The 25,219-nt window shown below is 58.7% G+C and carries 25 protein-coding genes; 9 read left to right on the top strand and 16 right to left on the bottom strand.

From position 1 onward, the window contains the following. Positions 1-133: 133 nt before the first annotated feature. From fkpB to murJ, 5 genes are all read right to left on the bottom strand, one after another. Positions 134-571: an FKBP-type peptidyl-prolyl cis-trans isomerase gene (gene fkpB, locus IAI51_RS15135; RefSeq protein WP_185037054.1), complete on the bottom strand. Its 438-nt coding sequence runs from the start codon at positions 569-571 to the stop codon at positions 134-136. Between the two features lie 7 nt (positions 572-578). Beyond that, positions 579-1,091, bottom strand: coding sequence for a signal peptidase II (gene lspA, locus IAI51_RS15130; protein ID WP_187679204.1), 513 nt, complete (start codon positions 1,089-1,091; stop codon positions 579-581). Next, positions 1,084-3,915: an isoleucine--tRNA ligase gene (ileS, locus tag IAI51_RS15125; protein ID WP_187679203.1), complete on the bottom strand. Its 2,832-nt coding sequence runs from the start codon at positions 3,913-3,915 to the stop codon at positions 1,084-1,086. The genes lspA and ileS overlap by 8 nt, the downstream gene beginning before the upstream one ends. Before the next feature lie 13 nt (positions 3,916-3,928). Continuing rightward, a complete protein-coding gene (ribF, locus tag IAI51_RS15120) occupies positions 3,929-4,867 on the bottom strand; it encodes a bifunctional riboflavin kinase/FAD synthetase (protein WP_167394884.1) in 939 nt (312 codons plus the stop codon). A 129-nt stretch (positions 4,868-4,996) separates the two neighbouring features. Continuing rightward, the gene (murJ, locus tag IAI51_RS15115; protein ID WP_187679202.1) at positions 4,997-6,535 is read right to left on the bottom strand and encodes a murein biosynthesis integral membrane protein MurJ; all 1,539 of its coding nucleotides are present in this window, start codon (positions 6,533-6,535) and stop codon (positions 4,997-4,999) included. A gap of 252 nt (positions 6,536-6,787) precedes the next feature. Between murJ and rpsT the strand changes: the two genes are divergently transcribed. Continuing rightward, positions 6,788-7,060, top strand: a complete 273-nt coding sequence (rpsT, locus tag IAI51_RS15110) for a 30S ribosomal protein S20 (protein ID WP_003228351.1) — start codon at positions 6,788-6,790, stop codon at positions 7,058-7,060. Between the two features lie 110 nt (positions 7,061-7,170). Here rpsT and IAI51_RS15105 read toward each other — a convergent pair whose 3' ends face one another. The 5 genes from IAI51_RS15105 to rplU form a co-directional block, all read right to left on the bottom strand. Beyond that, complete coding sequence (locus IAI51_RS15105) at positions 7,171-7,638, bottom strand: CreA family protein (protein WP_187679201.1); 468 nt, start codon at positions 7,636-7,638, stop codon at positions 7,171-7,173. A gap of 10 nt (positions 7,639-7,648) precedes the next feature. Beyond that, positions 7,649-8,767 carry a glutamate 5-kinase gene (gene proB / locus IAI51_RS15100; RefSeq protein ID WP_187679200.1) on the bottom strand — a complete coding sequence of 373 codons (1,119 nt, stop codon included), beginning with the start codon at positions 8,765-8,767 and terminating at the stop codon, positions 7,649-7,651. Positions 8,768-8,904: 137 nt separating this feature from the next. Continuing rightward, on the bottom strand, positions 8,905-10,128 hold the full coding sequence (gene cgtA, locus IAI51_RS15095) for an Obg family GTPase CgtA (protein WP_187679199.1): 1,224 nt from the start codon (positions 10,126-10,128) through the stop codon (positions 8,905-8,907). A 193-nt stretch (positions 10,129-10,321) separates the two neighbouring features. Then, positions 10,322-10,579 (bottom strand): 50S ribosomal protein L27, encoded by a 258-nt coding sequence (rpmA, locus tag IAI51_RS15090; protein WP_003176049.1) that lies wholly within the window; start codon positions 10,577-10,579, stop codon positions 10,322-10,324. Between the two features lie 35 nt (positions 10,580-10,614). Then, complete coding sequence (gene rplU / locus IAI51_RS15085; protein ID WP_003176051.1) at positions 10,615-10,929, bottom strand: 50S ribosomal protein L21; 315 nt, start codon at positions 10,927-10,929, stop codon at positions 10,615-10,617. Positions 10,930-11,169: 240 nt separating this feature from the next. Here rplU and IAI51_RS15080 point away from each other — a divergent pair, with 240 nt between their 5' ends. From IAI51_RS15080 to IAI51_RS15070, 3 genes are all read left to right on the top strand, one after another. Continuing rightward, entirely contained in the window at positions 11,170-12,138 is a 969-nt protein-coding gene (locus tag IAI51_RS15080) for a polyprenyl synthetase family protein (protein WP_187679198.1), read from the top strand. A gap of 125 nt (positions 12,139-12,263) precedes the next feature. Next, a complete protein-coding gene (locus IAI51_RS15075; protein WP_003228364.1) occupies positions 12,264-12,605 on the top strand; it encodes a zinc ribbon domain-containing protein YjdM in 342 nt (113 codons plus the stop codon). Positions 12,606-12,811: 206 nt separating this feature from the next. After that, the gene (locus IAI51_RS15070) at positions 12,812-13,069 is read left to right on the top strand and encodes a hypothetical protein (RefSeq protein WP_003228365.1); all 258 of its coding nucleotides are present in this window, start codon (positions 12,812-12,814) and stop codon (positions 13,067-13,069) included. A gap of 131 nt (positions 13,070-13,200) precedes the next feature. Here the strand turns inward: IAI51_RS15070 and IAI51_RS15065 are convergent, their stop codons facing one another. The 3 genes from IAI51_RS15065 to IAI51_RS15055 form a co-directional block, all read right to left on the bottom strand. Further along, a complete protein-coding gene (locus IAI51_RS15065; protein ID WP_187679197.1) occupies positions 13,201-13,818 on the bottom strand; it encodes an FKBP-type peptidyl-prolyl cis-trans isomerase in 618 nt (205 codons plus the stop codon). Between the two features lie 124 nt (positions 13,819-13,942). Then, on the bottom strand, positions 13,943-14,248 hold the full coding sequence (locus tag IAI51_RS15060; protein WP_187679196.1) for a DUF6482 family protein: 306 nt from the start codon (positions 14,246-14,248) through the stop codon (positions 13,943-13,945). Positions 14,249-14,424: 176 nt separating this feature from the next. Next, positions 14,425-14,913: a TIGR00645 family protein gene (locus tag IAI51_RS15055; protein ID WP_129395586.1), complete on the bottom strand. Its 489-nt coding sequence runs from the start codon at positions 14,911-14,913 to the stop codon at positions 14,425-14,427. 162 nt (positions 14,914-15,075) lie between these two features. Here IAI51_RS15055 and IAI51_RS15050 point away from each other — a divergent pair, with 162 nt between their 5' ends. After that, entirely contained in the window at positions 15,076-16,905 is a 1,830-nt protein-coding gene (locus tag IAI51_RS15050; RefSeq protein ID WP_187679195.1) for a hypothetical protein, read from the top strand. On the opposite strand, the gene IAI51_RS15045 is transcribed toward IAI51_RS15050, so the two are convergent. Both IAI51_RS15045 and IAI51_RS15040 read right to left on the bottom strand, forming a co-directional pair. Continuing rightward, complete coding sequence (locus IAI51_RS15045; protein ID WP_095189336.1) at positions 16,902-17,222, bottom strand: hypothetical protein; 321 nt, start codon at positions 17,220-17,222, stop codon at positions 16,902-16,904. The genes IAI51_RS15050 and IAI51_RS15045 overlap by 4 nt on opposite strands. Before the next feature lie 311 nt (positions 17,223-17,533). Continuing rightward, a complete protein-coding gene (locus IAI51_RS15040; RefSeq protein WP_187679194.1) occupies positions 17,534-19,972 on the bottom strand; it encodes a Lon protease family protein in 2,439 nt (812 codons plus the stop codon). 277 nt (positions 19,973-20,249) lie between these two features. Here IAI51_RS15040 and IAI51_RS15035 point away from each other — a divergent pair, with 277 nt between their 5' ends. From IAI51_RS15035 to IAI51_RS15020, 4 genes are all read left to right on the top strand, one after another. Further along, positions 20,250-20,738, top strand: a complete 489-nt coding sequence (locus IAI51_RS15035; RefSeq protein WP_042561159.1) for a DUF3015 domain-containing protein — start codon at positions 20,250-20,252, stop codon at positions 20,736-20,738. 95 nt (positions 20,739-20,833) lie between these two features. Beyond that, positions 20,834-22,687, top strand: coding sequence for a DUF4105 domain-containing protein (locus IAI51_RS15030; RefSeq protein ID WP_187679193.1), 1,854 nt, complete (start codon positions 20,834-20,836; stop codon positions 22,685-22,687). A gap of 217 nt (positions 22,688-22,904) precedes the next feature. Beyond that, complete coding sequence (locus IAI51_RS15025; protein WP_187679192.1) at positions 22,905-23,261, top strand: hypothetical protein; 357 nt, start codon at positions 22,905-22,907, stop codon at positions 23,259-23,261. Positions 23,262-23,332: 71 nt separating this feature from the next. Continuing rightward, positions 23,333-23,827, top strand: a complete 495-nt coding sequence (locus tag IAI51_RS15020; protein WP_187679191.1) for a GreA/GreB family elongation factor — start codon at positions 23,333-23,335, stop codon at positions 23,825-23,827. Here the strand turns inward: IAI51_RS15020 and gdhA are convergent. Beyond that, entirely contained in the window at positions 23,824-25,170 is a 1,347-nt protein-coding gene (gdhA, locus tag IAI51_RS15015) for an NADP-specific glutamate dehydrogenase (RefSeq protein WP_187679190.1), read from the bottom strand. The two genes, IAI51_RS15020 and gdhA, sit on opposite strands and share 4 nt — an antisense overlap. Positions 25,171-25,219 lie beyond the last annotated feature (49 nt).

Here is a 25,219-nt window from a genome sequence, read left to right as displayed (position 1 = left end):
CTCGTGTCTTGCGCGCGAAAAAACAATGAATTTCAAAACTGTAGGAGCGAGCCTGCTCGCGATGGCGCAGTGTCAATCAACATCAACCTTGAATGTCAGGCACTCATCGCGAGCAGGCTCACTCCTACATTTTTTACAGCGCTTTGACGTTGATGATCTCGACGTCAAAGGTCAGCGTCTTGCCAGACAGCGGGTGGTTGAAGTCGATGGTCACTTGCGCGTCGTCGAATTCTTTCACCACACCCGGCAGCTCAGTATTGGCTGCATCGTTGAAGATCACCAGCAAACCCGGCGACAGTTCCATGTCAGCAAACTGTGAACGCGGGATAACCTGCACGTTCTGCGGGTTCGGCTGGCCGAAAGCGTTTTCCGGCTCAACCGTCAGCGTGCGCTTGTCGCCAGCCTTGAAGCCGAACAGCGCGGCTTCGAAACCCGGCAGCAGGTTGCCGTCGCCGACCTTGAACGTCGCTGGGGCCTTGTCGAAGGTGCTGTCGACCGTGTCGCCGTTCTCCAGGCGCAATGCAAAGTGCAAGGTGACTTCCGTGTTCTGGCCGATGCGTTGCTCAGCCAATACCTGTTCAGTCATGAACGGTTTCTCCGGTTTTCTTACTTTTGAACATATCCAGTGCGAGCATCACCGCACCAACGGTGATGGCGCTGTCGGCGAAGTTGAACGCCGGGAAGTACCAGCGGTTTTGCCAGTGCACCAGAATGAAGTCGATCACATGGCCCAGGGCAATGCGATCATACAAATTGCCCAGCGCACCGCCCAGCACCAGCGCCAGAGCGACGGCCAGCCAGGTTTCGTTGCGACCCAGACGTTTGAGCCAGACCACCAGCACCGCACTGACAACAATGGCGATCAAAGCGAACAGCCAGCGCTGCCAGCCAGAGCTGTCAGCCAGGAAGCTGAACGCAGCGCCGGTGTTGTAAGCCAGGGTCCAGCTGAAGTAATCGGGAATGATCACGATCTGCTGGAACATTTCGAGCTTGTCTTCGAAGTAGAACTTGCTGGCCTGGTCGATGACCAGAACCAGCAAACTCAACCAGAGCCAGCTCAACCGTCCGAAACGGCCAACGGCATTAGGCATAGTCACGAACCTCGCCAGCGCCGCTGATGTTGTCGACGCAACGACCGCAGATTTCCGGATGCTCCGGGTTCACGCCGACGTCTTCGCGGCAGTGCCAGCAACGGGCGCATTTCGCGAAGGCAGACTTGACGATCTTCAGCTTCAGGCCGCTGACTTCGGTTGCCACGGCATCGGCCGGAGCCTGCACGAAAGGCGCAACGCTTGCGGTCGAAGTGATCAGGACAAAGCGCAGTTCGTTGCTCAGCTTGGCCAGATCGGCGCTCAGCGCCTCTTCGGCGAACAGCGTCACTTCGGCTTGCAGGTTGCCACCGACGGCTTTGGCCGCGCGCTGGATTTCCATTTCTTTGTTGACCGCAACCTTCACTTCCATGATGCGATCCCAGTACTCGCGACCCAGCTCGAAGCCTTCTGGCAGCTCGGTCAGACCTTCGTACCAAGTGTTGAGCATCACCGATTCGTTGCGCTCGCCCGGCAGGTATTGCCACAACTCGTCGGCGGTGAACGCAAGTATCGGTGCGATCCAGCGCACCAGCGCCTCGGAGATGTGGAACAGCGCAGTTTGCGCCGAGCGGCGCGCCTTGCTGTCGGCGCCGGTGGTGTACTGGCGATCCTTGATGATGTCGAGGTAGAAACCACCCAGCTCCTGCACGCAGAAGTTGTGGATCTTCGAGTAGACGTTCCAGAAACGGTATTCGCCGTAGTGCTCTTGCAGCTCGCGTTGCAGCAGCAGGGTGCGATCCACCGCCCAGCGATCCAGCGCCAGCATTTCTTCAGCCGGCAGCAGGTCGGTGGCCGGATTGAAACCGGTCAGGTTGGAAAGCAGGAAACGCGCGGTGTTACGGATACGACGATAGGCGTCCGCACTGCGTTGCAGGATCTGCTCGGACACGGCCATCTCGCCGGAGTAGTCCGTCGAAGCGACCCACAGACGCATGATATCGGCGCCCAGGGTGTCGTTGACTTTCTGCGGTGCGATCACGTTGCCCAGCGATTTGGACATCTTGCGGCCGGACTCATCGACGGTGAAGCCGTGAGTCAGCAGTTCGCGGTACGGCGCGTGGTTGTCGATGGCGCAACCAGTCAGCAAGGACGAATGGAACCATCCACGGTGTTGGTCAGAACCTTCCAGGTACAAGTCGGCGCGCGGGCCGGTCTCGTGGCCCATCGGGTGCGAACCGCGCAGGACGTGCCAGTGCGTGGTACCCGAGTCGAACCAGACGTCGAGGGTGTCGCTGATCTTGTCGTATTGCGGCGCTTCATCGCCCAGCAATTCGGCGGCGTCGAGCTTGAACCAGGCTTCGATGCCTTCGACTTCAACGCGCTTGGCGACTTCTTCCATCAGTTCGACGGTGCGTGGGTGCAGCTCGCCGCTTTCCTTGTTCAGGAAGAACGGGATCGGCACGCCCCAGTTGCGCTGACGGGAGATGCACCAGTCCGGACGATTGGCGATCATCGAGTGCAGGCGCGCCTGGCCCCAGGCCGGGACGAACTTGGTGTCTTCAATGGCTTTGAGCGAGCGCACACGCAGGGTGTCGCCGCTGGTTGGCTCTTTATCCATGCCGATGAACCACTGCGCGGTGGCACGGTAGATCAGCGGAGTTTTGTGACGCCAGCAGTGCATGTAGCTGTGTTCGATGACGGTGGTGTGCAGCAGCGCACCGACTTCGGTCAGTTTGTCGACGATGGCCGGGTTGGCCTTCCAGATGAACTGACCGCCGAAGAATTCCAGCGACGGCACGTACACGCCGTTGCTCTGCACCGGATTCAGGATGTCGTCGTTGACCATGCCGTACTTCTTGCAGGTCACGAAGTCGTCCACGCCGTAGGCCGGAGCGGAGTGAACCACACCGGTGCCAGCGCCCAACTCGACGTAGTCGGCCAGATACACCGGCGACAGACGGTCGTAGAATGGGTGACGGAAGTTGATCAGTTCCAGCTCTTTACCGGTAGTGGTCGCGATGACCGAGCCTTCCAGGCTGTAACGCGCGAGGCAGGCTTCGACCAGTTCTTCAGCCAGCACCAGCAGCTTGTCACCGACGTCGACCAGGGCGTAGTTGAATTCCGGATGAACGTTCAGCGCCTGGTTAGCCGGGATAGTCCACGGGGTGGTGGTCCAGATCACGATCGAGGCAGGCTTGTTCAGGGATGACAGACCGAACGCGGCAGCCAGTTTGGCTTCGTCAGCGATCGGGAACGCTACGTCGATGGTCGAGGACTTCTTGTTCTCGTACTCGACTTCCGCTTCAGCCAGAGCCGAACCGCAGTCGAAGCACCAATTCACAGGCTTCAAGCCCTTGAACACGAAACCGCCCTTGACGATTTCGGCGAGGGCGCGGATTTCACCGGCCTCGTTCTTGAAGTCCATGGTTTTGTAAGGGTTGGCGAAGTCGCCCAGCACGCCGAGGCGGATGAACTCGGTCTTCTGCCCTTCGATCTGCTCGGTAGCGTAGGCACGGCACAGTTCGCGGGTCTTGTCCGCGCCCAGGTTCTTGCCGTGGGTCACTTCAACCTTGTGCTCGATCGGCAGGCCGTGGCAGTCCCAACCCGGAATGTACGGCGCATCGAAACCCGAAAGGGTTTTCGAGCGGATGATCATGTCCTTGAGAATCTTGTTCAGTGCGTGACCGATGTGGATCGTGCCGTTGGCATACGGAGGGCCGTCGTGCAGAACGAACTTCGGACGATCCTTGCCAATCTCGCGCAACTTTCCGTACAGGCCAATACTGTCCCAGCGCTGCAGGATCTGCGGTTCGCGCTGTGGCAGGCCGGCCTTCATTGGGAAGGCGGTGTCCGGAAGGTTTAGCGTGGCTTTATAGTCGGTCATTTAAGGCTCTTCATTAGCGATGGGCGCTAGGTGCGGCTAGTGCACGGGCGGTGGCGACATCCGCATTGATCGCCGTTTTCAGCGCCTCCAGGGAGGCGAAACGCTGCTCTTCACGCAGCTTTTGGTGGAAAACCACCGTCAAACGCCGGTCATACAGATCGCCGGCAAAATCTAAAAGATGGACTTCAAGGTGGGCCTTGCCATCACCCTGCACCGTGGGCCGCACGCCAATATTGGCGACGCCGGGCCAGGTCTTGCCGTCGATATCGACATCCACCAGATACACCCCGGTAAACGGCACGCGACGACGCTTGAGTTGAATATTGGCAGTGGGCGTCCCCAGTTGCCGGGCCAGTTTCTGGCCATGCAGCACGCGACCGGCAATGCGGTACGGGCGGCCGAGCAACCGTTCGGCCAAGGCAAAATCGGCGGCGGCCAACGCGTTGCGCACCTGGGTGCTGCTGACGCGAATGCCGTCCAGCTCGACAGTTTGCGCAGCTTCCACGCTAAACCCGTGAACCTGCCCGGCCTGCAGCAGGAAATCGAAATCACCCAGGCGGTCGCAGCCGAAGCGGAAGTCGTCACCGACCTCCAGATGCTGCACGCCGAGGCCGTCTACCAGAATGGTGTCGACGAACTCACTGGCGCTGAGCTTGCTCAGACGCTGGTTGAATGCCAGGCACAAGACCCGGTCAACACCTTCGGCCGCCAGCAGTTGCAGTTTGTCGCGCAACCGGGCCAGACGTGCCGGCGCGGTCTCGGGTGCAAAGAACTCCCGTGGCTGCGGCTCGAAAATCACCACGCAGCTGGGTACGCCCAACTCGAGCGCACGCTCACGCAGCCGGGCCAGGATAGCCTGGTGACCACGGTGAACACCGTCAAAGTTGCCAATAGTGGCGACGCAGCCCCGATGCTGGGGGCGCAAGTTGTGGAGGCCTCGAACCAGCTGCATAACGCGCTTCTTGCTCATAAAGTGGCCGATTATAACCACACCCGGCGGCAGACGACAGGCAACACCGTAACGCAAAGTGATCGAGCCGACAAAACTGCCGGCCCGTGCCCGTTTATAAGGGGTAAAACCTCAGCTCAAGGCCTTGCGATTGAAGTCGCGCAGACGGAAACCGAGCAGCAGCAACATACCGAAATACGAAACCACGCCCGCCGCGACCAAAGCGCCCAGACGCAGGAAGCGTTCCAGCATGTGCCCCTGATCCCAGGCCGGCATGAAATGCATGCCGACCAACAACACCACCGACATCACCGCCACGGCCACAACCAGCTTGAAGCCGAACTTCGCCCAACCAGGCTGCGGCTGGTACATCTGCTGTTTGCGCAGTTGATAGAACAGCAAACCGGCGTTCAGACAAGCGCCGGCACTGATTGCCAACGCCAGCCCGGCGTGGGCCAGCGGGCCGATCAACACCAGGTTGAACAGTTGAGTAACCACCAGCGTGAAGATTGCGATTTTCACCGGAGTGCGGATGTTCTGTTGCGCGTAAAAGCCCGGCGCCAGCACTTTGATCACGATAATCCCGAGAAGGCCGACAGAATAGGCGATCAATGCGCGCTGAGTCATCTCGGCATCAAAGCCACTGAACTGGCCGTACTGGAACAGCGAAACGGTCAATGGCTCGGCGAGAATTCCCAGCGCCAGCGCGCACGGCAGCACCAGCACGAAGCACAGGCGCAGGCCCCAGTCGAGAATGCGCGAATACTCGTGGCGATCCTTGCTGGCGTAGGTTTTGGCCAGAGTCGGCAACAGAATCGTGCCCAGCGCGACGCCCAGTACGCCGGATGGCAACTCCATCAAGCGGTCGGCGTAGTACATCCACGACACCGAACCTGCGACCAGAAACGAGGCAAAGATGGTGTTGATGATCAGCGAAATCTGGCTCACCGAGACACCAAGGATCGCCGGCAGCATCTGTTTCATCACACGCCAGACACCGGTGTCGCGCGGATTCAGGCGCGGCAGCACCAGCATGCCGATCTTTTTCAGGTGTGGCAGTTGATAGAGCAATTGCGCCAGACCACCGACCAGCACCGCCCAGCCAAGGGCCATGACCGGTGGATCGAAGTACGGCGTTAGGAACAGCGAAAACACGATCATGCTGACGTTGAGCAATGTCGGCACAAAGGCCGGCACCGAGAAACGGTTCCAGGTATTGAGAATTGCCCCGGCCAGCGACGACAGGGAGATCAGCAATATATAAGGGAAGGTCACCCGCAACAGATCAGAGGTGAGCTGGAATTTTTCCGGCGTATCGGTGAAACCGGGGGCTGTGGCCCAGATTACCCAAGGCGCAGCGATCATGCCCAGCGCCGTGACCACGGCCAATACCAGGGTCAACAAACCCGATACGTAGGCAATAAAGGTTCGAGTCGCCTCCTCGCCCTGCTGGCTTTTGTATTCAGCCAGAATCGGCACAAATGCCTGAGAGAACGCGCCTTCGGCAAAAATTCGCCGCAGCAGATTGGGTAGCTTGAAGGCGATAAAGAAGGCGTCAGTCGCCATTCCGGCGCCGAATGTGCGAGCGATGAGCGTGTCACGAACAAATCCCAAAATACGGGAAAGCATCGTGATAGAGCTGACGGCGGCCAACGATTTGAGCAGATTCATTGAGGAAATCAGGGCCTTTCGATAAACAGCAGGCGAACAATGCGCCTACTTGTGCGATACTCCGCGCCGCAACAGCACAGAGCCAAAGCTCGCGAGTTTACAGGTCAAGCGCCGGAAATAAATATCCCGCCTCTTTATACCTACCACTTAGCGGAACGATTGAAGTGCCCTTGACAAGACATCTCTTCATCGGCATGATTCGCGGCCTATTTTGTTTGCTATTTCCTAAAAAGTCTTTCGAGGAGCTCGACGGTGGCCAACTCACCTTCCGCCAAAAAACGTGCAAAACAGGCTGAGAAGCGTCGCAGCCACAACGCCAGCCTGCGTTCCATGGTTCGTACCTACATCAAGAATGTAGTTAAGGCCATCGACGCAAAAGACGCTGAAAAAGCTCAAGCTGCATACGTTCTGGCTGTGCCAGTTATCGACCGCATGGCCGATAAAGGCATCATCCACAAGAACAAGGCTGCTCGTCATAAGAGCCGTCTGAATGGCCACGTCAAGGCACTGAAAGAAGCTGCCTAAGCGACGTAGTCATTAAAAAACCGACCTCAGGGTCGGTTTTTTATTGCCTGCGATTTGGTGAATGCAGAGCAAAAAATGTGGGAGCTGGCTCCCACATGGATTTTCTTGCCTTATTGCTGAACCGGCACCCACGGCAGGATCGGAATCGCCGTCACCGCATTCTGCGGACTGCCCTCGATCAAGCGGTCGCTGTAGACCAGGTACACCAACGTATTGCGTTTTTTGTCGAGAAAACGCACCACCTGCATGGTCTTGAACACCAGCGACGTGCGCTCCTTGAACACCTCGTCACCATCTTTCAGCTCACCTTTGAAATTGATCGGACCGACCTGACGGCAAGCGATCGAGGCTTCGGCGCGATCCTCGGCCAGACCCAGACCACCCTTCACGCCACCCGTCTTGGCGCGCGACAGATAACAGGTCACACCTTCCACCTTCGGATCATCAAAGGCCTCGACCACGATCCGGTCGTTCGGCCCGACAAACTTGAACACCGTCGACACCTGACCGATTTCCTCGGCCGAGGCCAGCAATGGCAACGCCATCAGCAGACCCAACAATCCTTTTGCTACACGCATCGAGCTTTCCTCAAACCAGAATCAGATTGTCACGGTGAACCAGTTCCGGCTCAGCCATGTAACCCAGCAAACCGACAATCGCATCCGACGACTGTCCGATTATTTTTTGTGCTTCCAGCGCACTGTAGTTGGCCAGACCACGAGCGATCTCACGACCATCCGGCGCCACGCACACCACCATCTCACCACGACGGAAACTGCCCTGCACCAGTTTGACGCCCACCGGCAGCAGGCTCTTGTTGCCCTGTGACAACGCCGACACCGCACCATCATCCAGCACTAAGGTGCCACGGGTCTGCAGATGCCCGGCCAGCCACTGCTTGCGTGCAGCCAGCATGCCGCGCTCAGGCGACAGCAAGGTGCCGATACGCTCGCCAGCCTTAAGACGATCAAGCACTCGCTCAAGCCGCCCACCGACGATGATGGTGTGGGCACCTGAGCGCGCCGCCAGCCGCGCCGCGCGCAATTTGGTCTGCATACCGCCGCGCCCCAGCGCACCGCCAGTGCCGCCCGCCACCGCATCCAGACCCGGATCATCGGCGCGCGCCTCGTAGATCATCTGCGCATCGGGATTGTTGCGCGGATCAGCGTCGAACATGCCATCGCGATCCGTCAGGATCACCAACAGATCAGCCTCGACCAGATTGGCCACCAGCGCCGCCAGCGTATCGTTGTCACCGAAACGAATTTCATCAGTGACTACAGTGTCGTTTTCGTTGATCACCGGGATGACTTTCAGCTCGACCAGCGCACGCAAGGTACTGCGGGCGTTCAGGTAGCGCTTGCGATCGGACAGGTCGTCGTGGGTCAGGAGAATCTGCGCCGTGTGTCGGCCATGCTCGGCGAAGCTCGATTCCCACGCCTGCACCAAGCCCATCTGACCGATCGCAGCGGCCGCCTGGAGCTCATGCATCGCACTGGGTCGTGCGGTCCAGCCCAAACGACTCATGCCGGCCGCCACCGCCCCGGAGGACACCAGCACCAACTCGACGCCGGCCTCATGCAAGGCCACCATCTGCTCAACCCAGACACTCATTGCCGCACGATCCAACCCTTTGCCATCAGCTGTCAGCAAAGCGCTGCCGATCTTCACGACCCAACGCTGCGCACCTGTCACCTTGCTCCGCATCATCTTCAACCTTAGCTTGAGGACAGCGCGACCCAGCGCTGCCCGTGACGTTATTCGTGGCTGTTCCTGACCAACGATCGATTTCCAGATACTAAAACGCCGCTCGATTGAGCGGCGCTTAAGTTTACTGCAACGAATCAGTCACGCACGTAAATGATTTCCGGACCGTCTTCGTCATCCACATCTTCTTCATCCCAGTCATCGTCGCCGATGTCATGGACCGACTTCACGCCGCTGCGACGCAGGGCACGCTTGTCATCCAGCGCCTGCAATTGCGCACGCGCTTCGTCTTCGATGCGCTGATCCAGATCGGCCAGCTCTTCCTTGTAAGCCGGGTCGGCAGCAAGGCGATCGGCGCGATCTTCCATGTAACGCATGATGTCGTGGCAAAGACGCTCGGTGCCGATCTTGGCGATGGCCGAGATCACGTAAACCGGACCAGTCCACTCCAGGCGATCAACGATTTCCTTGACGCGAACATCGTGATCTTCCTCAAGGATCTGGTCGCACTTGTTCAGCACCAGCCAGCGATCACGCTCAGCCAGGGACGGGCTGAATTTGATCAGCTCGTTGACGATCACTTCCGCCGCATCCGGAGCGCTGGAGTCATCCAGCGGCGCCATGTCGACGAGATGCAGCAGCAGACGCGTGCGCGCCAAGTGCTTGAGGAAACGAATACCCAGGCCAGCACCGTCAGAAGCACCTTCGATCAAGCCCGGAATATCGGCAACGACGAAGCTCTTCCAGCGATCGACACTGACCACACCCAGGTTCGGCACCAGCGTGGTGAACGGGTAGTCGGCAACTTTCGGCTTGGCCGCCGAAACCGAACGGATAAAAGTACTTTTACCGGCGTTCGGCAAGCCCAGCAGGCCGACGTCGGCCAGCACTTTCATTTCCAGCTTCAGGTCGCGCTGCTCACCCGGCTTACCCGGAGTGGTCTGACGCGGCGCACGGTTGGTACTGGATTTGAAACGGGTGTTGCCCAGACCGTGCCAGCCGCCCTGTACAACCATCAACTTCTGACCAGCCTTGGTCAGGTCGCCAATGACTTCCTGGGTGGCGGAGTCGATCACCGTGGTACCGACCGGCACGCGCAGGATCAGATCCTCACCTTTTTTGCCGGTGCAGTCGGTGCTGCCGCCGTTGGAGCCACGCTCGGCATCGAAGTGCCGGGTGTAACGGTAGTCCACCAGGGTGTTGAGGTTTTCGTCGGCCATCATGTAGATGGAACCGCCATCACCGCCATCACCACCGTTCGGACCACCGTTTTCGATGAATTTTTCCCGACGGAAACTCATGGCACCATTGCCGCCGTCACCAGCCTTTACGCGAATCGATACTTCATCAACAAACTTCATAACCAACGCCTCTCGCCATACGGACGAGCCGAAAAACAATCAAGACATAAGACTCTTGCAAAAATGAGCGCAGCGACCCCAATACACGACCTGCATCGCACGCCGACAGCCCATACAAACAGTTTTGCAAGAGACTCACCCCACAAACGAAAAAGCCCCGTCGCAAGACAGGGCTCTTCCAGCGATTGCGCAATTAAGCTGCGACAACGCTCACGTAACGGCGGTTGAACGCGCCTTTTACTTCAAACTTGATCACGCCTTCGATTTTCGCGAAGAGGGTGTGATCTTTACCCATGCCAACACCGTAACCGGCGTGGAATTGGGTGCCGCGCTGACGCACGATGATGTTGCCCGGAATGATTTTCTGGCCGCCATACATCTTGACGCCAAGGCGTTTGGCTTCTGAGTCGCGACCGTTACGGGTACTACCACCAGCTTTTTTGTGTGCCATGAGTTCAATTCTCCTAGTGAGGAATTAGGCTGAAATTAAGCCTGAATACCGGTGATTTTGATCTCGGTGTACCACTGGCGGTGGCCCATACGCTTCATGTGGTGCTTACGACGACGGAACTTGATGATGCGGACTTTATCGTGACGACCTTGGGAGATCACTTCAGCCACAACAGTAGCGCCAGCAACAACTGGAGCGCCGATATTCACGTCGTCGCCATTGGCAACCAACAGAACGCGATCAAAGGTAACGGATTCGCCGGTAGCGATTTCCAGTTTTTCGATCTTCAGGTATTCACCTGGGGCGACCTTGTATTGCTTGCCGCCAGTAACGATTACTGCATAAGACATGGTATTTCTCCGATAATCCTGCTCACCCAGCTCTTTATAAGAAGAGGTATTGGCTGGCATGGCTGCATGAGGCTGGAAGGCCTGCTTGCAATTGCGTAAGGCAGGTGCTGCCCAGGAAGTTCAGGGTGCGCGATTGTACGCAAGGCGCGGCAGGCTTGCAAGTAGCCGTCCATCGCGCCTTGACAGGTCTGGACGGGGGTCCTAGCATGCCGCGCAACCCTTCTGGAGCGACTCTCGCTGATGCAACCCCAAGCTTTCTACCGCGCGGTGGCGGACGATTTTAGCGCCGTCGACGGCATCATCAAGAAGCAGCTGACTTCCCGAGTGCCGCTGGTATCGAAAATCGGCGACTACATCACGTCGGCCGGCGGCAAACGTCTGCGTCCTTTATTAGTGTTGCTGTGTGGCAAGGCCTTGGGTCGCGAAGGCGACGACATGCGCCTGCTGGCGGCGACCATCGAATTCCTGCATACCGCCACCCTGCTGCATGACGACGTCGTCGACATGTCCGGCATGCGTCGTGGCCGTTCAACCGCCAACGCCATGTGGGGCAACGCCCCGAGCGTGCTGGTCGGCGACTTCCTGTACTCGCGCTCGTTCGAAATGATGGTCGAACTGGGCTCGATGCCGGTGATGAAGATCCTGTCCCAGGCCACGCGCATCATCGCCGAAGGCGAAGTATTGCAACTGTCCAAGGTGCGCGACGCCAGCACCACCGAAGAAACCTACATGGAAGTCATCCGCGGCAAGACCGCGATGCTCTTTGAAGCTTCGACCCACAGCGCCGCCGCGTTGGCCGGTGCCACCGCCGAGCAGAGCGAAGCCCTGCGCACCTTCGGTGATCACCTGGGCGTGGCGTTCCAACTGGTCGACGACCTGCTCGACTACAAGGGCGACGCCGAAACCCTGGGCAAGAACGTCGGTGACGATCTGGCCGAAGGCAAACCGACTCTGCCGCTGATCTTCACCATGCGCGAAGGCACGCCTGAGCAGGCTGCACTGGTGCGCCAGGCGATCCAGAAAGGCGGGATCGAAAACCTGGAAAGCATCCGCGTCGCCGTGGAAGCGTCCGGTTCGCTGGAGTACACCGCGCAACTGGCCCGTGATTACGTGGCCCGTGCGATCAAGTGCCTCGATGCGCTGCCGGCCAGCGAATACCGCGATGCACTGGTTGAACTGAGTGAGTTTGCGGTCGCGCGCACGCATTGATTCTGCCGCATCACCAAAAGCCGCAGCCTTCCCCGAAGCCTGCGGCTTTTTGTTGCCTGCCCTCTCACGGCAAAAACCTTATATAATGTGCGACTTTTAGCGAACCACATCCTCAAGGAGCCTTAGTGAGCACGCTGCCACCCTGCCCGAAATGCAATTCCGAATACACCTATGAAGACGGTGCCCAACTGATCTGCCCGGAGTGCGCCCACGAGTGGTCTGCCAATGGCGAAGCCGAAGTGGCCTCTGACGATGCAGTGAAGAAGGATTCGGTCGGTAACGTCCTGCAGGACGGCGACACCATCACCGTGATCAAGGATCTGAAGGTCAAGGGCACATCGCTGGTGGTCAAGGTCGGCACCAAGGTCAAGAACATCCGCTTGTGCGATGGCGACCACGATATCGACTGCAAGATCGACGGCATCGGCCCGATGAAACTCAAATCCGAGTTCGTCAGAAAAGTCTGAGCCTGCTGTCATCCATCCCGCGCCAGCCGTGGGATGGAGCTCCACCCTCCTCGCTTTCCCCCAGAAAAACCACGCAATAGCTAAACGCCAGCCGTTTTGACCTTACGCAATCTTTACCCGTAAAAACTCGCAACATGCCAATAGGCGCTTGCTATTTGACGAATAAGAATTATTCTCATTGAAACCCTTTCAAGGAGATTAGAACCATGACTTATTTGATCGACGCCTGGCTGGATCGCCCACACCCTTATCTGAGAATCCTGCATCGGGAAACCGGGGAAGTCTGCGCAGTGCTGGAAGAAGAGGCCCTGCATGAGCTGCAGGATCAAGGGGACCTGGACGTCAGCAGCCTGAATTCCAGCGAGCCGCTGGTGCTCAAGGAGCTCGTGCGCAATCTGTTTCTGTTCTGCTATGCCCGGGCCTTGCGCCCGACCAATGAGCTGCATCACAAGATCGAAATATGAGCAGTACCACAAAAAATTGTGGGAGCCAGATTACTGGCGTTGGCATCAACGCGGTTCTGAAAGAAAACCCCGTCGCACCATCGCCAGCAGGCTGGCTCCCACATTAGCCCATCACAAGGACAGGCCAGGTCTTACAGAACGTCGAGCAGCTCGACGTCGAACACCAGAACGCTGTGCGGCGGGATGCTGCCAACGCCTTGAGCGCCGTAAGCCAGTTCGCTCGGCACGTACAGACGCCATTTGCTGCCGGCATTCATCAGTTGCAGAGCTTCGGTCCAGCCGGCAATCACGCCGCCAACCGGGAATTCTGCAGGCTGGCCGCGCTCGTAGGAGCTGTCGAACACAGTGCCGTCGATCAGGGTGCCGTGGTAGTGAGTACGCACTTGATCTTCACGGGTAGGCTTGGCGCCTTCGCCCTGAGTCAGCACTTCGAATTGCAGGCCGGACGCCAGAGTGGTGATGCCATCACGCTTGGCGTTCTCAGCCAGGAATGCCAGGCCTTCGCCCGCAGCGGCTTCAGCTTTGGCAGCGGCTTCGGCTTGCATGATCTCGCGGATCACTTTGAAGCTGGCGGACATTTCTTCCTGACCCACACGGCTTGACTTGCCGGCGAAGGCGTCGGTCAGACCGGCCAGGATGGCGTCCAGGCTGACACCCGGTGGCGGGTTGTCGCGCAGCTGGTCACCCAGCTGACGGCCGATGCCGTAGCTGACGCGGGTTTCATCGGTGGACAGATTTACTTCGGACATGACACTGCTCCGCTGTGCGGACGACCTCAAGACTTGCCGTGCGAACACAGCGCGTCCCGGCGCGCCCGGAACCAAAAAGGGCGAGCAGACTAGCACAGATGCCCCGTCGGTTGGGGCACGTGGTCTACAGGGCGGAGCGCCAGGCAATCGGCAATTTCAGGCTCTCTTCAATGCTGGCACTTAGTCCACACATTTCATCATGCACCGAGGTGTGGACGAGGTTGAACGGCAGCACCGGAAAGTTATGCAGCAAATCTCGCGCATGCTCCACCGAACGCAGCGTCAGCATGTTGCCCTTGAGATCGCTCAACGGATACGCCGCGCCATGCATCCGCGCTTCCAGCAGATAAATCCCGCCTTCCATGGAGATCAGATTCAGCTCATCTACTTTTTTGGCGATAGCAAACGCATTCAACTCTTGCAGGTTCATGAACACACCTCACGCAGTGGCGAGCCAAGACCTCTACAGGGATATGCCCGCACGCCCCAAAGCACAAGCCACAAACGACACCGCCCGTCTGTTTCGCAACAGACGGGCGGTGTTTTTGTGTTGCGAGGGGGGATCGCTACGCGATCCAGCGGGAGCAAGCTCCCTCGCCACAATGATCAGTGCTTGGTGAGCTTGTCGAGGTAACCCATGGCAAACGCCGAGATCACAAAGGTCATGTGGATGATCACGTACCACATCAGGTGCTCGGGATCGACGTTCTTGGCGTCCATGAAGATCCGCAGCAGGTGGATCGAGGAGATCGCCACGATCGAGGCCGCCACTTTCATCTTCAGCGACGAAGAGTCCATGGTTCCGAGCCAGCTGAGTTTTTCCTTGCCTTCGTCGATGTTCAGTTCGGAAACGAAGTTCTCGTAGCCGGAAATCATCACCATCACCAGCAGGCCACCCACCAGCGCCATGTCGATCAGCGACAGGAGCACCAGAATCAGCTCCGACTCGGCCATCGAGAACACGTTGGGCAGGATGTGGAAAACTTCCTGGAAAAATTTCAGCGCCAACGCCAGCAGCCCGAGTGACAACCCGATGTAGATCGGCGCCAGCAGCCAACGCGAGGCGTACATTGCATTTTCGATAAAGCGTTCCATTGAATCTCACACAAGGGGGGTTGTAATGGGTGGCGAGTATACCAGCCACCTGTGACAGCCAGAAACCGCCCGGAAATCCGCCACCTGCGTGTGTGTGACAAGGTTTTTCTGCTAGTGTCCAAATCATTGACAGCCCAGCGACAGTGGACAGGACGAGTGGAAATGGATCTGCGATTGCCGATAACGACTGCCGGAATTTGCTTCGCCATGCTACTCGGCGGTTGCTCACCCGGCGACGACAAGCAGGCTGCCAGCCTTGAAGAAAAGACCACAAAGTTCGAACAGTCACTGGATGCCATCACCGATCCGAAGCTCAAGGACGCCATCACCGAGCTTGGCGGTTCGCTGCTGCTGCTTGAGCGCGCAAAACAGAAACTCGACAGCAATCCGGCAAAAACCGAATACGGCGAAGACGCCCTCGGCGTGCTAAAGCATTACCCGACCCCGCAGAGCCTTGTCGATACCTTCATCAATGGCCTGTTCGTACTGCACAAGGACGCCAGTTCCGATTACCTCACGGATCTGCAACCGGTCTTCCCCTTCAACCTGAACATTCCCGGCGGCTTCCTGTTTCCCCATAGTGTGGAATGGCAGTCGGTAACGCTGAGCAACAAGCGCGTCATTGCTTATCAACCCGAGTGGTCGGAAACCGATCCCGGCATTCAGTTGAGCCCGTCCAGCTCCAACGTCACCAACCCCGACGACCTGACGGTGACCTACCCATTCATCGACGGCCTGAATGTGGACAAGAAAACCCAGCCGCAACCAGTGAGCCTGCAAGGCCAGGTCGAAGTCATTGCGCCGCGACGTTTGTACAGTTTCGACCTGACGCAAAAGGACGTTGGCCAGATCCGCACCAACGACAACCTCAGCGTCAAACTGCTCAAGCTTGAAAAGAACTACGCGCAAGTAGAGTTCAGCAACAGCCTGCCATTGGCACCGGAAGTCGCAGACGCCCAGCTCAATCCGCTGATCGTTCAAGCCCGCGACATCAGCGGGCAATATTTGATGCGTGCCGGCTCGATCAACGAAAGTCCGGAGCAGGTCGCCTTCTACGAAAAACAACTGGTTCAGTTGCAACAGCAGAAAAGCTGGAGCGACACCCTGGAAAAACAGCTCAGTAACGATCAGCAAGCCTTTGAGCAACAACACCCCAAGCGCTACAACAAGGTTTACTTCAACGGCCCGATCGAAACCCTGGAAGTCAGCGTGCTGGACTTTTCATCGGCCACCGTGACCCGCAAAAACCTGGATCTGCCGATTCGTGCGTTCAATCAGCACACCACGGAAAAAGCCATTCAACCGCTGGATCTGCCCGTGGTGGTGTATGACGATCTGGCGGTGAACTGGCTCAAAGGCGCAAGCCTGACAGAAGACCAATTGAAGGCCGGCATCCGTATTCATCAATCGGTGGAAGACCCCAGCGCGGCGCGTATCGAGTTTTCCCATCGACGTACCTTCAACGATGAATTGCTCGGTGACGACTTCAGCCCCGGCGTCAGCCCGGTGACGTTCTTCACCGAAAAGCGCAGCGGCAAACTTGATGAGCCAATCGAACTGCCGCCCGAGGCTTATCAGGTCGACCCGTTGCGGGCGACGATTACCTATGATCTGAATCTGTTCCCGGAAACCCCGGCGATTGCCGTCGGTTCGATGCCGTTGTTTCTCGCCAAGGTCGACAAAAAATCCTACGACGCCAAGTCTTTACCCAAAGGCCTGGAGATCAAAAACAACACCCTGGCGGTGGATCTGAAACTGTTTCCTGCGAACGAATGGCGGTTCTTCGTCAAGGACGACAGCGGCAACTATCTGAAGCAGATCCTCTCGGTCAGCCATGATGCGAGCGCGAAAGGCCCGGCGTTGTTAGGCGTGCACTACTTCTACGGCCGACCAACCCACGTCGAAACCTTCCAGCGAACCGACCTTGCCACCGTGCAATACGGCTTTGAGGTCAAACTCGACAAGTCGCAGGCACCCGCCCCTGCGCCTTAACTGTTGAGGCTACGTCCCCGCCCGCCGTTGATCTGCCGAAGCTGGGCTTGCAGGTGCAGGCTCCAGATTTGCGGATCGTCGGCCAGTTCGTAGCCGTGCAGGGTCAGACTTTCGACGATGGTGTCGAGGATCGACTCGGCAGCGACCGGGCCGTGAAACGGGCCTTGGGCTTTGATGGCAGAGGGTTGTTCGCCGGCCATGCCGGCAGCGAAGAGTAGCGTCCACATGCCAGTATCGCCGGCCAACGGCTTGATGGCGCACTCGATACGGGTCACGAGACCCAGGCATTGACGGGTGAGGCAGAGGTTGCGCGACATGGCGGCGACCCTCGGTGAAGCCGGTATTCAGCCCTCACGGGAGGACTGGCTCGATCCAGTGATACTGTCGATATCCTTGAGCTGAGAATAGAAGAAAAGTTCGCCGCGCAAGCTTTATGGAACCAGAAGGCGCCGAATGGTCATTGTGTGAATATTGGCGCCAGAGTGATGGCACTTTTCCCGAAGATCGACACAAAACAAATGTAGGAGTGAGCCTGCTCGCGATCACGGTGTGTCAGTTGATGGAAATGTCGACTGATACACCGTGATCGCGAGCAGGCTCGCTCCTACAGTTTTAACCGTGTAATGGCTTACGCCGGTTTGGCTTCCGCCAACGCCTCCTGCGCCAGTTCCTTCTCGGCCTCTTTCAGATCTTCTTCACTGATCATCTCGGCAATCACGCGCAGACGCTCAACCACCCGCGCGTTGACGCTGCCTTCAGGGAATTGACCGTCAGCATCCGGTTCACCGGCCGGCTCGCCGACCAGCAGGCTCAACGCCTCGTCGGCCTGACGCACTGCGTAAACGTGGAACTGCCCGGCGCGCACCGCCGCCAGCACTTTCTCGTCGAGCATCAGCGTGGCGACGTTGGCCTGCGGAATGATCGCACCCTGCTCGCCGGTCAGCCCGCGTGCTTCGCAGAGGCGGAAGAAGCCTTCGATTTTCTCGTTGACCCCGCCAACTGCCTGCACCTCGCCGAACTGGTTGATCGAGCCGGTGATCGCAAAGCACTGCTTGAGCGGGGTTTTCGACAACGCCGAAATCAGCGTGCACGCCTCGCCCAGCGATGCACTGTCGCCATCGACGTAACCGTAGGATTGCTCCAGCGCGATACTCGCGGAAATTGCCAACGGGAATTCCTGAGCGTAACGGCTGCCCAGATACCCGGTGAGGATCATCACGCCTTTGGAGTGGATCGGCTGGCCGAGGTTGACCTCACGCTCGATGTCGACGATACCGCTGCCGCCCGGGTACACCGTGGCGGAAATCCGCGCCGGCACACCGAACGCCGAGTCACCGACTTCGAGCACGGTCAGACCGTTGCATTTGCCGACCGCCGCGCCGTCGGTGTCGATCAGGATGATCCCGGCGAGCATGTCGTCGAGAATCCGCGCCGACACACGACCTGTACGAGTGGCCTTGGCTTTCAGGGCACGTTCGATATGACCGGCATCGGTCATTTCATCGCCGGCCAGGTGACGAATGAAATCCGCTTCGCTGACCAACTGGAACAGATCGCCAATGCGCGCCGACAAGCGCCCCTGATGCTCGGCCAGACGCGCGCTGTACGTCGCCAGACGTGCGACCGCATCGGCGGTCAGTGGCGCCATGCCTTCTTCCGACGTACGGGTTTTCAGCAACTGGGCGAATTGCTCAAGGCTCTCGTCGACCATCGGAATGTCTTCGTCGAAGTCGACCAGGACGCGGAACATCTCCTGGAAGTCCGGATCGAGGTCTTGCAGCGTGTAGTAGAGCGACCGCGCACCGATGATGATGACTTTGACCTGCAGCGGAATGTGCTGCGGATTGAGGGTCACGGTGGCGAAACGACCCATCTCGCCCAACGGCGATTCCATTTTCAGCTTGCGCGATTGCAGAGCGCGTTTGAGCGCATCCCACACGAACGGCTCGCTGAGCATTTTTTCCGCTTCCAGAATCAGGAAACCGCCGTTGGCGCGGTGCAGCGCACCCGGACGCAACTGGCGATAGGTGGTGTAGAGCGCCCCCTGATCGGTGGTGTATTCGATACGGCCAAACAGGTTTTCGTAAGTAGGGTGCGGCTCGAACACCACCGGCGCACCGCCACTGGCCGGATGACCAACCACCAGACTCGGCGCGTATTGCTCTTCCAGCAACTTGCGCGCGACGGCGTCGGTCTTGCTGTCGTCGACCAGTTGCTCGACCACGGTTTTCAGCAGGTACACCTGCATCGCTTGCAGATAACCGCAGACAGCGGCGTTTTCCGCGTACTTCTCCGACAGCGGCGACAGCAGTGGCTGCAAGGCCAGGGTGATGGTTTCTTCGTTGAGCGAACGCAGTTGGTTGTTCGACTCACGCTTCCACTGCGGCAGGCTGGCGAGTTCTTCGTTCAGACGCTCTTCAAGGCCGGAAATATCTTCATGAAAGCGCTCGCGATCGGCTTCCGGCAACTGCGAGAACTCAGCTTCATCCAGCGCCTTGCCGTCGAGCATCGGCGTGAAGGCGATGTTGCTGCTGTCGCGGTACAGGGCGACGTCTTTTTCCAGGGCCAGACGCTCGATGATGTCGAGGGCCTTGTCGTAGCGCTGGTTGAAGGCGCGGTCGATGGCGCTTTTCTTTTGCTGGTAGGACGGGTGTTCGAACACCGCCGGGAAGGTCGCCAGCAGGTTGTCGATCAAGCCGTTGATATCACCGATGAACGCGCCGGCCGTGCCCGATGGCAGCTCCAGCACGCGGGGCTCGCGCGGTTCATCGAAATTGTTGACGTAAACCCAGTCCGCCGGGGTCTGCAGGCGTTTGCCTTCGGCTTTCAGGTAGCGTTTGACGAACGAGAAGCGACCGGTGCCGGGCTCGCCCATGACGAATACGTTGTAACCGGGGCGTGGCATGGCCACGCCGAACTGCAAGGCTTCGACCGCACGTTCCTGGCCGAGCACACCGCGAAAGGGCTCCAGATCATTGGTGGTAGTGAAGCTGAACTGTTCAGCGGAAAACGGACGGGTCAGCGCTTCGGGCGCTATACGCAGGCTGGCAGCAACAGGATCAGGCATCGGGCTTCCTTAACAATCAGGCGGGGCAGATAGCGGCATTCTGGCGCTGCCTGTGCCCCACTGGCAAGGCGCGCCCTATGACAAAGCATAGACAACCGGCTGCCCATGTCCCGCCACCCATGAAATCGGGGTTATCGCCAAATCTTTTGTAAAAACTCACGGAACCCCAGGAACGTGCCTAAACTCCAAACTGCGCGGCTGGAACTAATACTGGCCCACTGGCACCGTCAGGTGTCAGAACCCTGTCCATTGGTATGCACATAAAGAGATAAAAGCTATGAAACGGATTCTTCTCGGTACTCTCTTCACCGCTGTATCCATCAACGCAATGGCGCAAGCTCCAGGCGGCCCGGATTGCGGCTGGGGCAACATGCTGTTCGAAGGTCAGCGTGGCACCCCTGCTCACTTCCTGGCATCCACCACCAACGGCACTTCCGGTAACGCCACGTTTGGTATGACTTCCGGCACCAACGGTTGCTCGACCAACGCGTCGCTGACCTACGGCGGCAAATCCTGGTTTGCCATGAATGGCATGATGAACGAGCTGTCCGAAGACATGGCAAAAGGTAACGGCGAAGCGCTGACTACCTATGCCGTGGTACTGGGCGTGGCGCCGGAAGACCGTGCGCACTTCGCTGCTGTCACTCACGAGCACTTCCAGCAGATCTTCAGCAAGGCTGACGTGACCGCTGAAGACGTGCATACCAACACCCTGTCCGTTCTGAAGTCAGACCCACGTCTGGCCAAGTACGCAACTCAGGCTTAAGCTCGACTCCGCCCGCTTCTTTCGGGAAGCGGGTTTTATTTTTTTGGCCCGTCCCTCTTTGGGTTTTTGTTTTTTTCCTGTTTAAGTTGCCGACTATGCTCAAACGCCTTGCCTGGCTGGCGCTCTGTGTCTGCGCCCCGCTGTCCGCCGCGCCAAACATCGACCCTCAACGTTTGCAGCAACTGGCCAACGACCGCTTCTGGATTTCCCTCGGTCATTACGAAACCGCCAAGCTTGGTGGCTGGCGCAGCTATGTCAGCGACAAGAAGTTCTTTCTGGCGCACGACGGCAACGAACATCCCGACCATGAACTTGCCGCCACCGTTCAGGCACTGTATGCCCCGGCCAGCCTCGGCGAGCAACACGCACAATGCGTTTACCCGGCGCGCACGCGCTGGCTGAAAACGCAGCTCAACCTGACCGATCTGCCGGCACCTGCGTGCGCCGAGTACAAAAAGTGGTTCAAGGACGTCTCGCCGCACAGCGCGGTGATGATCTTCCCGGCGGCTTATCTCAACAGCCCATCGTCGATGTTCGGCCACACGCTGCTGCGCATCGATCAGGCTGACGTGCAGGCCGACAAGACGTCGCTGCTCAGTTACGCGATCAACTTCGGTGCTTACATCGAAGGTTCGGACAACAGCATCCTTTACGCCTGGAAAGGTTTGATGGGTGGCTATCCGGGCCTGTTCGCGCTGGTGCCGTATCAGGAAAAACTCTCCGAATACCGCAGTCTGGAAAACCGCGATCTGTGGGAATACCGACTCAATCTGACGCAAGAAGAAACCGCGCGCATGGTTGAACATGTGTGGGAGTTGAAGCAGATCCAGTTCGACTACTTCTTCTTCGATGAAAACTGCTCCTACCGCTTGCTCGAACTGCTGCAAGTGGCGCGGCCGAGCCTGCGCCTGACCGAACAATTCCCGCTGACCGCGATTCCTACCGACACGGTCAAAGCGGTGAAAGAAGCCGGGCTGGTCGAAAGCATCGAATACCGCCCCTCCCGCGAGCGTGAACTGCTCAGTCGCGCCGAACCGTTAAGCGATGAAGATCAGCAGTGGGTGCTGAAAGTCAGCGCCGACCAGCAAGTCTTGCAAGACCCGACCTTCAAGGCCCTGCCCCGCGCCCGCCAAGCCTTGATCATCGACGCGGCGTATCGTCTGGAACGCTACCGCGCCAACGGCCAGGAGCGCGACCCACAACGTGCGCAGCGCAGTTTTGAACTGCTGCGAGCAATCAACAAAAATCCGGCGCCGGAGCTGGAAATCCCGCAACCGGGCTTGCCCGAATATGGCCACGAATCAAGGACCTGGCAGGCCGGTCTCGGTACTCGAGGCGACCGCGCATTTGGCGAGTACGGCTTGCGCATGGCCTATCACGATCTCAACGACAACGCCGAAAGCTTCCCGCTGGGTGCGCAGATTGAAATCCTGCAGATGAAACTGCGCCAGTACGAAGGCAACCAGTGGCAATTCCAGCAACTGGATCTGGCGACCATTCGCTCGCTAACCCCTCGCAATGAGCTATTGCAGCCGCTGTCGTGGCAAGTCACCGGAGGCCTGGAGCGGGTGCCGGGCAAACACGATGACGAGACGCTGGTCAGCCACGTCAATGGCGGTGGTGGCGGTACGTGGGCGCTGGGCGACGATGTGCTGGGTTTTGCTCTCGGCACGGTGCGGGTGGAACACAACAATGACTTCGCCGAGTTTGTTTCCCCGGCGGGCGGTTTCAATACCGGCGTGCTGTGGAAAAACCCGCTGGGCAATCTCAGCCTGGAAGCCAAGGGCGATTACTTCTTCAATGGCGAAGTGCGCCGCAGCCTGAGTCTGAATCAGCAGTGGGAGTTGTCACGCAACCTCGGTTTGCGCTTGAGTGCGCAGCGTGAGTTCAGTCATCTGGCCACGCCGGAGACTGAAGTGATGCTAGAAGTGAAGTGGTATCACTACTGATCCGAATACACCGACCTTCCCCTGTAGGAGTGAGCCTGCTCGCGATAGCGGTGTGTCAGCTACATCGTTATCAACTGACAGATTGCTATCGCGAGCAGGCTCACTCCTACAAGGGAATTGCAGCGCTCAACGAATTACTCACATGCCTTTCACCAACATCCAACGAATCCCCTTCTAGACTTTCCCCATAAGCCGAGAACCGGCGCGGGAGAGTGCGATGTGGCGGTGTGCGGGTTTGCTGGGCGTTTTGCTGGTGCTGAGCGGTTGCCAGACCACTCACGAAGATTTGATTGCCAAAGGTTATCCACCGGCCTTCGCCGACGGTTTCGATGACGGTTGTGTCAGCGGCCGCCAGGCGGCCGGTTCGATCAGCGGTGAATTCCGCAAGAACGTGCCGCGCTATCTCAAGGACAAGCAGTACGCCGAAGGCTGGACCGATGGCTTCCGCCAGTGTCAGGCAATGCTGGAAAACAAGGGTCGCGAAGAATATCGCAACGAACATTGGGACGAACGCGAACGCGCCTGGCAGCAACAGAAAGACCAGGACGCCGGGCGGGCTTATCGCTCGCAGTAGGTCGCTTCCAGACATCCAGTGAAACCAAATGCCGGCGACCATGGCCCAAACTCTATGAAGAGGAGGACACCATGAGTCGCGCTTTCGTCAACGAAGACAATGCCGCTGCGCAAGCCGATCAACCGGTCGAACGGCAGGTCAGCACACAGCCCAATTACGTCACCCCGCAAGGGCTGGCGCAGTTGCAGGCGAAAGTTGCCGAGCTGCAAGCCCTGCACGCCGAGCAATCGGCCAAGGGCGAACAGGCTGACAAACAGCGCCTGGCCGATCTTGAACGGGATCTGCGCTACTTCAACCAACGCCTGAGCAGCGCGCAGGTCGCCGTCGCCGCGACCTCCACCGACAAGGTGCAGATCGGCAGTTGGGTCACCTACGCCGACGAACACAGCACCGAACGCCGGGTGCAACTGGTGGGCGAAGATCAGGCCGACGCCGCCAAAGGCCTGATCAATTGGGGATCACCTTTGGGCCGCGCACTGCTCGGTGCCCGGCTCAACGACGAGGTGCTGTGGCAGCGCCCCGCCGGCGATCAAGTGATTGAAGTGATCCGCGTCGAACCGAGTTAAACCACACCCTGCGCCAGCATCGCATCGGCGACTTTGACGAAGCCTGCGATGTTCGCGCCTTTGACGTAGTTGATCCGCCCGTTCTCTTCGCCGTAATGCACGCAAGCGTGGTGGATCGACTGCATGATCGCGTGCAACTTGCTGTCCACCTCGCCCGCCGTCCACAGCAGACGCATGGCGTTCTGCGACATTTCCAGCCCACTCACCGCCACGCCGCCGGCATTGGAGGCCTTGCCCGGCGCGAACAGAATGCCGGCATCGATAAAGATATCCACAGCCTCCAGCGTGGCCGGCATGTTCGCGCCTTCGGCCACGCACACGCAGCCATTGCGCAGCAGCGTGCGGGCGGCATCGGCGTCGAGTTCGTTCTGGGTGGCGCAGGGCAGCGCGATGTCGCACGGCAGCGACCATGGGTGCTGACCAACACGGAACTCCAGGCCAAATGCCGCCGCCATTTCGCTGATCCGCCCGCGTTTGACGTTTTTCAGTTCCAGCAGCGCCGACCACTGTTCTTCGCTCAACCCCGCCTCGCAATACAGCGTGCCTTCGGAGTCGGACAGGGAAATCACTTTGCCGCCCAGATCCATCACCTTGCGCGCCGCGTATTGCGCGACGTTGCCGGAACCGGAGATCGCCACGCGCTTGCCTTCGACGGTCTGCTCGCGACGCTTGAGCATTTCTTCGGCGAAGTACACACAGCCAAAACCGGTAGCTTCCGGGCGGATCAAACTGCCGCCGTAAGTCATGCCTTTGCCGGTCAGCACACTGGTGAACTGGTTGCTCAGGCGTTTGTATTGGCCGAACAGAAAACCGATCTCCCGCGCGCCAACGCCGATGTCACCGGCCGGCACGTCAACATCCGCGCCGATGTGGCGGTACAACTCGCTCATGAACGCCTGGCAGAACCGCAAGACTTCGGCGTCACTCTTGCCCTTCGGATCGAAGTCCGAACCGCCCTTGCCGCCACCCATGGGCAGCGACGTGAGCGAGTTTTTGAAGGTCTGTTCGAAGGCGAGGAATTTCAGCACGCCCAGATTCACCGACGGATGAAAACGCAGGCCGCCCTTGTACGGGCCGATGGCGCTGTTCATCTGGACTCGGAAACCGCGATTGACCTGAACCTTGCCCTGATCGTCGACCCACGACACGCGAAACACTACCGCCCGTTCCGGCTCGCAGATGCGCTCCAGAATCCCCGAGGTCAGGTAACGCGGATTGGCTTCGAGAAACGGCCAGAGACTGCGCAGGACTTCTTCGACAGCCTGGTGGAATTCGGGTTGATCCGGGTCGCGTTTTTTCAGGCGTGCGAGGAAGGATTCGACGGATTCGACGGATTCGATCATGGGAAAAGTCTCGGCAAATTTATTGTCGTTGGAGGAGATTGGGCCGGAC

The sequence above is a fragment of the Pseudomonas sp. N40(2020) genome (assembly GCF_014472415.1).
In the GTDB taxonomy this organism is placed as follows: domain Bacteria; phylum Pseudomonadota; class Gammaproteobacteria; order Pseudomonadales; family Pseudomonadaceae; genus Aquipseudomonas.
Note: the sequence above shows the minus strand (reverse complement) of the source record. Positions and strands in the feature narration are given on the sequence as shown.